Here is a 6,906-nt window from a genome sequence, read left to right as displayed (position 1 = left end):
CTACCGGCCCAGTGCCGTATCAGTGCGTGCGGGCGGTCAGTGCCGCTCCCCGCCGGTCAGCGCGTGGCGGACCAGCACCTTGGCGCCGGCCCGCTCGCCGCGCTTCAGGGCGCCCGGCAGCATGGTCAGCGCGTGCAGGCGGGAGGCGCTGCGGAACCGGGCCGCGCGGGCGGCCTTCGGCCAGCCGCGGGCGTCCATCCGCTCGGCCACCGCGTTGAAGTACCGCTCCGCCTCGGTGAACCGGGTGCCGGAGAAGGCCTGCACCGAGGACTCGCTGACGGCGTGCCGGCGGTACTGGAAGACGACGGTGGTGTTGTCCACCAGCATCTGCTCGCCGCGCTCCAGCAGGTCGACGACCAGGGCCAGGTCCTGGATCACCGAGTACTCGTCGCGGAAGTTGACCGCGCGCAGCGCCTCGCCCCGCCAGCAGATCGACGGGAAGTAGAGCCAGTTGCCGCGCAGCACGCTCGCGGCCAGCTCCTCGCCGCCCATCAGCCGCCGGCCCTTGACGGTCGGCGCGTAGATCTTCTCCTTGACGTTGTCCGCCAGGCCGGAACGGCTGACCTCGCCGTTGCCGTCGATGACCTCGACGCCCGGCTGCACCATGCCCAGGTCCGGGTTGTCCTTGACGATCGACCGGACGGTCTCCAGGTAGTGCGGGTGCAGCAGGTCGTCGCAGCCCATGATGACCACGTGGTCGGCCGTGGACAGCTCCACGCACTTCTGGAAGTTCTTGGTGATGCCGAGGTTCTGCTCGTTGCGCAGGTAGCTCACCCGGTCGTCGCCGAGCGAGGCGAACCAGCCCGGGACGTCCGGCTCCTTGCCGTCGTCTATGACGGTCAGCCGGAAGTCCCGGTCGGTCTGCGCGAGGATGCTCCGCACCGCGGCCTGCATCAGCGCCACGTCGCCGTAGTACGGCAGCATGAACTCGAAGGTCGCCACGGGATCAGGCCTTGCTGCGGTCGACCGGCGCCGAGACCGGCAGGTCCAGGTCGAAGCGCTCCTCGTTCAGGCGGGCGCCCTCGTTGATCGCCACGGTGCGCGCCAGGTCGGTGAGCTTCTTCTCCAGCGAGCGGAAGCGCAGGAAGGTGTTCAGGGTCAGGAAGCCCATCCCCAGCACCATCCCGTACAGCACCAGGTCGGTGCCGCGGCCGACGCCGAGCTGGTGGGCCAGCCAGGTCACGTCGGTGGGACGCAGCACCGCGTAGATGTTCACGACCACGAAGACCGAGAACGCGATGCGCTTCCAGGCGCGGGTGTTGGCACGGTCCCAACGCCGGATGAACATGAAGGCGAGAGTGACCGAGCCGAGAATGAGAACCAGCTGGATCCAGAAGAATTTCATCGGCGGCTACGCTCCCGCAGCGAGATGTCGAAGATGATGTTGACGCCGTTGATCAGGGACTGACCCTTGGCGCGTGAGTAGTCGGTGTACAGGATGTCCACCGGGAGTTCGGCGACCCGGAGGTCCGAGCCGGCGAGGAAGCTGACGATCTCCGACGCGTGCGCCATGCCGTTCATGGTGATCCGCAGCCGGCCGGCGGCCTCGCGGTTCAGCACGCGCAGACCGTTGTGGGCGTCGGTCAGCTTGAGCTTGCGAGCGGTCGGGCTGACGGTCGCCGCGGTGCGCAGGACGACCCGCTTGATCCACGGCACCTGCCCGTTCTGCTCGATGAAGCGCGAGCCGAGGACGACGTCCGTGTCGCCCTCCCGCAGCAGGGCGACCATCTTCTCGACGTCGGCGGTCTGGTGCTGGCCGTCCGCGTCGAAGGTGGCGAAGTACTTGGCGCCCGGCTGGGCCAGGGCGTAGGCGAGGCCGGTCTGGAGGGCGGCACCCTGGCCGAGGTTGACCGGGTGGCGCACCAGGTGCGCGCCCGTCTCCATGATGTGCTTGGCCGAGTCGTCGCCGCTGCCGTCATCGACGACCACGATGTTCGGGAACGTCTTTCGCGCCCCCTCCACAACGTCGGCGATCACCTGGCCCTCGTTGTAGGCCGGGATCACCAGCCAAACATCGTCGTACTGGGACACGGAGGCTCCATGAATGGGGTCTGGCCCGCGCTGCTGCGCGGCGATCTGAAGATGAGGGGCGGACACGGTCAGTCACCGGCCGTCCGGCTGCTCAACACCGCGGCGTTCGGGTCCCCCGACTGCTGGACGAGGCCGGCCGAGTTCGTCGCGGAACGGGCGAAACTCTGCCTCAGGACCGCCAGCATACCGAGGACGGTGGCCACGGAACCCGCCGTGTACGCAACGACCACGCGGGTGGACACGTCGCCCGGCAGGAAGGTGATCGCGGCGAGGACCGCCGTACCGACCGCCCAGCAGAGCAGCTGAAGGTTGTGCCGCTTGAATACCATCAGCGCCTGGCCGAGCACCATCGCGAACATGTACGCCACGGTCCCGGCGGACATCCAGAAGAAGTCGAGGCAGCCGAGCACCGGCTTGGCGCCGAACAGCACCTGGATCAGCCAGGGGCCGAGGGCGACCGCCGGGATGCCGCCGAGCACCCCGAGTCCGCCGACCACGGCGCCGATCTTCTTGAGCATCCCGGTGAAGGCGGCCCGGTCCCCGACCGCGATCGCGGCGGAGAGGCCGTTCAGCAGCGAGGCCTGGAGCGAGCCGAAGACGAACAGCGGCACCCGGGCCAGCACCAGCGCGTTGAGCAGGGCGGCGATCAGCGCGGAGTCGGAGGGCGCGAGCAGCTTGGTGCTCACCACGGCCGCGTTCACCACGACCTGGGAGAGCAGCGTCGAGCAGATCAACAGGCCGAGCCCGGAGCAGAGTTCGGACCAGCCGACCTGCTCGCCGGGCTTCACCGCGCGCAGCAGCGGCGGCAGCGTGACGATCGTGGCGAGGATCGGCGCGACGGCCAGGATCAGGCTGAACGCGAGCGCCGAGTGCACCCCGGCGACGGCGAAGGCGAAGGCCAGGCCGATCCGCAGGCCGCCGTCCAGGCCGAGCTGGGTGCCGTACGCGCCGAAGCGGCCGAGGCCGGCCAGCACGCCGCGGGTGAGGTAGCAGACGGCCATGCCGGTGAAGGCCCCGCCGAGCGCCAGCACCAGCGAGCGGTCGCCGTGGAACATCGACCGGGCGATCGGGCCGGAGGCGGCGCCGAGGGCGATCAGGGTCGCCGCGAGGATCCCGCCGGTGAGCAGGGTCGCCCGGCGCAGCACCGGCGCGGCGCCGTGGCCGAGCGCCGCGCGCGCCGAGACGATCCGGGTGAGCTCCTGCTCGATCGGGAAGAAGACGCCGATGCCGACCGACATCACGATCGTCCACAGCAGCGAGACGTTCGCCATGTCGTCGACGGACAGGCTGTGGCCCGCCACTCCGAGGTGGATGTAGGAGGCGGCACCCAGTACGACGGTGCCGCCGGCCACCGCCAGGGTTCCCGGCGGTAGCGCGGCAGCCACCTTCGTCAGTGCGTTCTTCACTGAGGTCTGTCGCTCTCCGTGGTCCGGGCCGTGGCGGCCAGTTCGGCGAAGACGGGCTCGGCCAGGGCCTCGGCCAGCATGGCCCGCCACTCGGGCAGCGGCGCCAGCCCGGCGGCGGCCCAGCGGTCGTGGGCCAGCACGCTGAAGGCCGGCCGGGCGGCCGGGCGGACGAAGGCCTCCGACGTGGTCGGGCGGATCCGCTCCGGGTCCAGCCCGCTCAGCGCGTAGGTCTCGCGGGCCAGTCCGCACCAGGTGGTCCGGCCGCTCGCGGTGCCGTGGTAGACCCCGGCCGGGGCCTGCCCGGCGAGCGCGGCCCGGCCGAGCTCGACCAGGCGGCCGGCCAGCGCGTACGACCAGGTCGGCTGGCCGTGCTGGTCGTCCACCACGTCCAGGGTGTCGCGCTGGGCGGCGAGCTTGAGCATGGTGGCCACGAAGTTCGGGCCGTGCTCGCCGTACAGCCAGGCGGTGCGCACGACGTAGCCGTGCTCGGGGAGCAGTTCGGCGACCGCCCGCTCCCCCACCAGCTTGCCGCGGCCGTACGCGTTCACCGGCGCGGTCGGGGCGTCCTCCGGGCAGGGCTCGGTGGCGTCGCCCGGCAGGACGTAGTCGGTGGAGACGTGCAGCAGCCGCGCGCCGCTCTTGGCGCAGGCCTCGGCCAGGTGGCGCACACCGGTGCCGTTGACGGCGGTGGCGGCGTCCTCCTCGGCCTCCGCGGCGTCGACGTTCGTCCACGCGGCGCAGTTGACCACGATGTCGTGGCCCTCGACCGCGGCCTGGACGGCCGCCGGGTCGGTGATGTCGAGGTCCGCCCGGCGCAGCGCGGTGATCTCGGCGGTCCCGTCGGCGCCCAGCACCGAGAGCAGATCCTGCCCGAGCATCCCGGCCGCGCCGGTGACCAGCCAGCGCACGGGCGCGGCGGCGTTCGCGGTCACTTGGCCAGGGCCGCCTTCTGCTTCAGCGGCTCCCACCAGGCGCGGTTCTCGCGGTACCAGGCGATGGTCGCGGCGAGGCCGTCCTCGAAGCGGACCTGCGGCTCGTAGCCGAGCTCCTCGCGGATCTTGCTGATGTCGATCGAGTAGCGGAGGTCGTGGCCCTTGCGGTCCTCGACGTGCTCGACCATGTCCCAACCCGCGCCGGCGGCCTCCAGCAGCAGGCCGGTCAGCTCCTTGTTGGTGGCCTCGGTGCCGCCGCCGATGTTGTAGACCTCACCCGCGCGGCCGCCGCGCATGACCAGCTCGATGCCCCGGCAGTGGTCCGAGACGTGCAGCCAGTCGCGGACGTTGCCACCGTCGCCGTACAGCGGCACCTTCTTGCCGTCGATCAGGTTGGTGGTGAACAGCGGGATGACCTTCTCCGGGAACTGGTAGTGCCCGTAGTTGTTGGAGCAGCGGGTCACCACGACGTCCATGCCGTGGGTGCGGTGGTAGGCCAGCGCCAGCAGGTCGGAGGAGGCCTTGGAGGCCGAGTACGGGGAGTTCGGCTCCAGCGGCCAGGTCTCGGTCCAGGAGCCCTCGCTGATCGAGCCGTACACCTCGTCGGTGGAGATGTGCACGAAGCGGCCGACGCCGTGCTTGCGCGCGGCGTCGAGCAGGACCTGGGTGCCGACGACGTTGGTCAGCACGAACGGGCCCGCACCGGCGATCGAGCGGTCCACGTGGGACTCGGCGGCGAAGTGCACCACCACGTCGTGGCCCGGCATGACCTGGTCGACGGCGTCCGCGTCGCAGATGTCGCCCTGGACGAAGGTGTAACCCTTGTGGTCGGCCACCGGGGCGAGGTTCTCCAGGACGCCCGAGTAGGTGAGCTTGTCAAAGACCGTGATCCGGGCGTTCTCGTCAGCCCCGAGGAGCTGACGGACGAACTCCGAACCGATGAACCCGGCGCCGCCGGTCACGAGGATGCGCATAATGCGCGTAGTCTACCGCCGCCCGAACGCCCCTCCGACCCGGCCCCTCCCGCGTTCACCGATCTCGAATAGGGTGCTCCCATGCGTGGAATCCTCCTGGCCGGCGGCACCGGCTCGCGGCTGTGGCCCCTGACCCGTGCGGTGTCGAAGCAGCTCCTCCCGGTCTTCGACAAGCCGATGATCTACTACCCCCTCTCGACCCTCGTGATGGCCGGGATAAGCGAAATCCTGATCATCACCACCCCGAACGACCGGGACCAGTTCGAACGGCTGCTGGGCGACGGTTCCCAGTTCGGCCTGAAGCTCCAGTACGCCGTCCAGGAGAAGCCCGAGGGCATCGCCCAGGCCTTCGTGCTCGGCGCGGACTTCATCGGCGACGAGCCGGTGGCCCTGATCCTCGGCGACAACATCTTCCACGGCACCGGCCTGGGCACCTCGCTCACCGAGCACTCCGACATCAAGGGCGGCCGGGTCTTCGCGTACCCCGTGGCCGACCCGACCGCGTACGGCGTGGTCGAGTTCGACGAGACCGGCCAGGTCATCTCCATCGAGGAGAAGCCGACCGAGCCCAAGTCCCGCTACGCCGTCCCCGGCCTGTACTTCTACGACAACCGGGTCGTCGAGATCGCCCGCACCCTGGAGCCGAGCGCCCGCGGCGAGCTGGAGATCACCGCCGTCAACGACGCCTACCTGCGCACCGGCGACCTGCACGTGACGACCCTCGACCGCGGCACCGCCTGGCTGGACACCGGCACGTTCGTGTCGATGGTCCAGGCCTCGGAGTTCGTCCGGGTCATCGAGGAGCGCCAGGGCTTCAAGATCGGCTGCATCGAGGAGGCCGTCTGGCGGGCCGGGCTGATCGACGACGCCCAGCTGCGCGAGCTCGCCGAGCCGCTGCTGAAGAGCGGCTACGGCCAGTACCTGGTGGACCTGCTCGACGAGGCGGCCGCCAAGTGAAGTTCCGCGAGCTCTCCATCGAGGGCGCCTTCGAGATCACCCCGCAGGTGCACGGCGACGCCCGCGGCCACTTCACCGAGTGGTACCGCTTCGACCTCCTCGCCGAGGTCGTCGGCCACCCGCTGGACCTGGCCCAGGCCAACCTGTCGCTGTCCGCCAAGGACGTCGTCCGCGGCATCCACTTCGCCGACGTCCCGCCCGGCCAGGCCAAGTACGTGGCCTGCACCCGCGGCGCGGTGCTGGACGTCATCGTCGACCTGCGGGTCGGCTCGCCGTCCTTCGGCAGGTGGGAGTTCGTCCGGCTGGACGACACCGACCGCCAGGCCGTCTACATCCCGGAGGGCCTCGGCCACGGCTTCTGCGCCCTGACCGACGACGCCACGCTGACCTACCTCTGCTCGGCGACGTACAACCCGACCGGCGAGCACGGCGTGCACCCGCTGGACCCGGACCTCGGCATCGAGTGGCCGACCGACGCCCCGCAGCTCTCGGCCCGTGACGCGGTCGCGCCCTCCCTCGCGGAGGCGCTCGCCACCGGCCTGCTGCCGGACTACCAGGCCTGCAAGGCCTACACGGACTCGCTGAAGCAGCAGTAGCGGCGGAGCC

8 protein-coding genes are annotated in these 6,906 nt (G+C 70.6%); 2 read left to right on the top strand and 6 right to left on the bottom strand.

Translation table 11 applies throughout. The features are described 5' to 3' along the window. Nucleotides 1-36 precede the first annotated feature (36 nt). The 6 genes from ACFU6K_RS26480 to rfbB form a co-directional block, all read right to left on the bottom strand. Entirely contained in the window at nt 37-942 is a 906-nt protein-coding gene (locus ACFU6K_RS26480) for a glycosyltransferase family 2 protein (RefSeq protein ID WP_380667049.1), read from the bottom strand. 4 nt (nt 943-946) lie between these two features. After that, nucleotides 947-1,345 carry a DUF2304 domain-containing protein gene (locus ACFU6K_RS26475; protein ID WP_049649037.1) on the bottom strand — a complete coding sequence of 133 codons (399 nt, stop codon included), beginning with the start codon at nt 1,343-1,345 and terminating at the stop codon, nt 947-949. Continuing rightward, the gene (locus tag ACFU6K_RS26470; RefSeq protein WP_049649036.1) at nt 1,342-2,031 is read right to left on the bottom strand and encodes a glycosyltransferase family 2 protein; all 690 of its coding nucleotides are present in this window, start codon (nt 2,029-2,031) and stop codon (nt 1,342-1,344) included. Before ACFU6K_RS26470 ends, ACFU6K_RS26475 begins: the two co-directional genes overlap by 4 nt. A 68-nt stretch (nt 2,032-2,099) precedes the next feature. Next, entirely contained in the window at nt 2,100-3,437 is a 1,338-nt protein-coding gene (locus ACFU6K_RS26465; protein WP_380667047.1) for a lipopolysaccharide biosynthesis protein, read from the bottom strand. Beyond that, entirely contained in the window at nt 3,434-4,369 is a 936-nt protein-coding gene (rfbD, locus tag ACFU6K_RS26460) for a dTDP-4-dehydrorhamnose reductase (RefSeq protein ID WP_380667045.1), read from the bottom strand. Before rfbD ends, ACFU6K_RS26465 begins: the two co-directional genes overlap by 4 nt. Next, nucleotides 4,366-5,343, bottom strand: coding sequence for a dTDP-glucose 4,6-dehydratase (rfbB, locus tag ACFU6K_RS26455; RefSeq protein WP_117488227.1), 978 nt, complete (start codon nt 5,341-5,343; stop codon nt 4,366-4,368). Before rfbB ends, rfbD begins: the two co-directional genes overlap by 4 nt. Nucleotides 5,344-5,424: 81 nt before the next feature. Between rfbB and rfbA the strand changes: the two genes are divergently transcribed. Next, nucleotides 5,425-6,300 (top strand): glucose-1-phosphate thymidylyltransferase RfbA, encoded by an 876-nt coding sequence (rfbA, locus tag ACFU6K_RS26450; RefSeq protein WP_380667043.1) that lies wholly within the window; start codon nt 5,425-5,427, stop codon nt 6,298-6,300. Continuing rightward, nucleotides 6,297-6,896, top strand: coding sequence for a dTDP-4-dehydrorhamnose 3,5-epimerase (rfbC, locus tag ACFU6K_RS26445; protein WP_380667041.1), 600 nt, complete (start codon nt 6,297-6,299; stop codon nt 6,894-6,896). The genes rfbA and rfbC overlap by 4 nt, the downstream gene beginning before the upstream one ends. Nucleotides 6,897-6,906 lie beyond the last annotated feature (10 nt).

The sequence above is a fragment of the Kitasatospora sp. NPDC057512 genome (assembly GCF_042802135.1).
Classification (GTDB): domain Bacteria; phylum Actinomycetota; class Actinomycetes; order Streptomycetales; family Streptomycetaceae; genus Kitasatospora.
This window is presented reverse-complemented; position numbering and strand designations above follow the sequence as displayed.

What these genes read in the sequence shown, in the direction of transcription:
- ACFU6K_RS26475 (WP_049649037.1), bottom strand. Translation starts at nt 1,345, where the DNA reads ATGAAATTCTTCTGGATCCAGCTGGTTCTCATTCTCGGCTCGGTCACT.
- rfbB (WP_117488227.1), bottom strand. Translation starts at nt 5,343, where the DNA reads ATGCGCATCCTCGTGACCGGCGGCGCCGGGTTCATCGGTTCGGAGTTC.
- rfbA (WP_380667043.1), top strand. Translation starts at nt 5,425, where the DNA reads ATGCGTGGAATCCTCCTGGCCGGCGGCACCGGCTCGCGGCTGTGGCCC.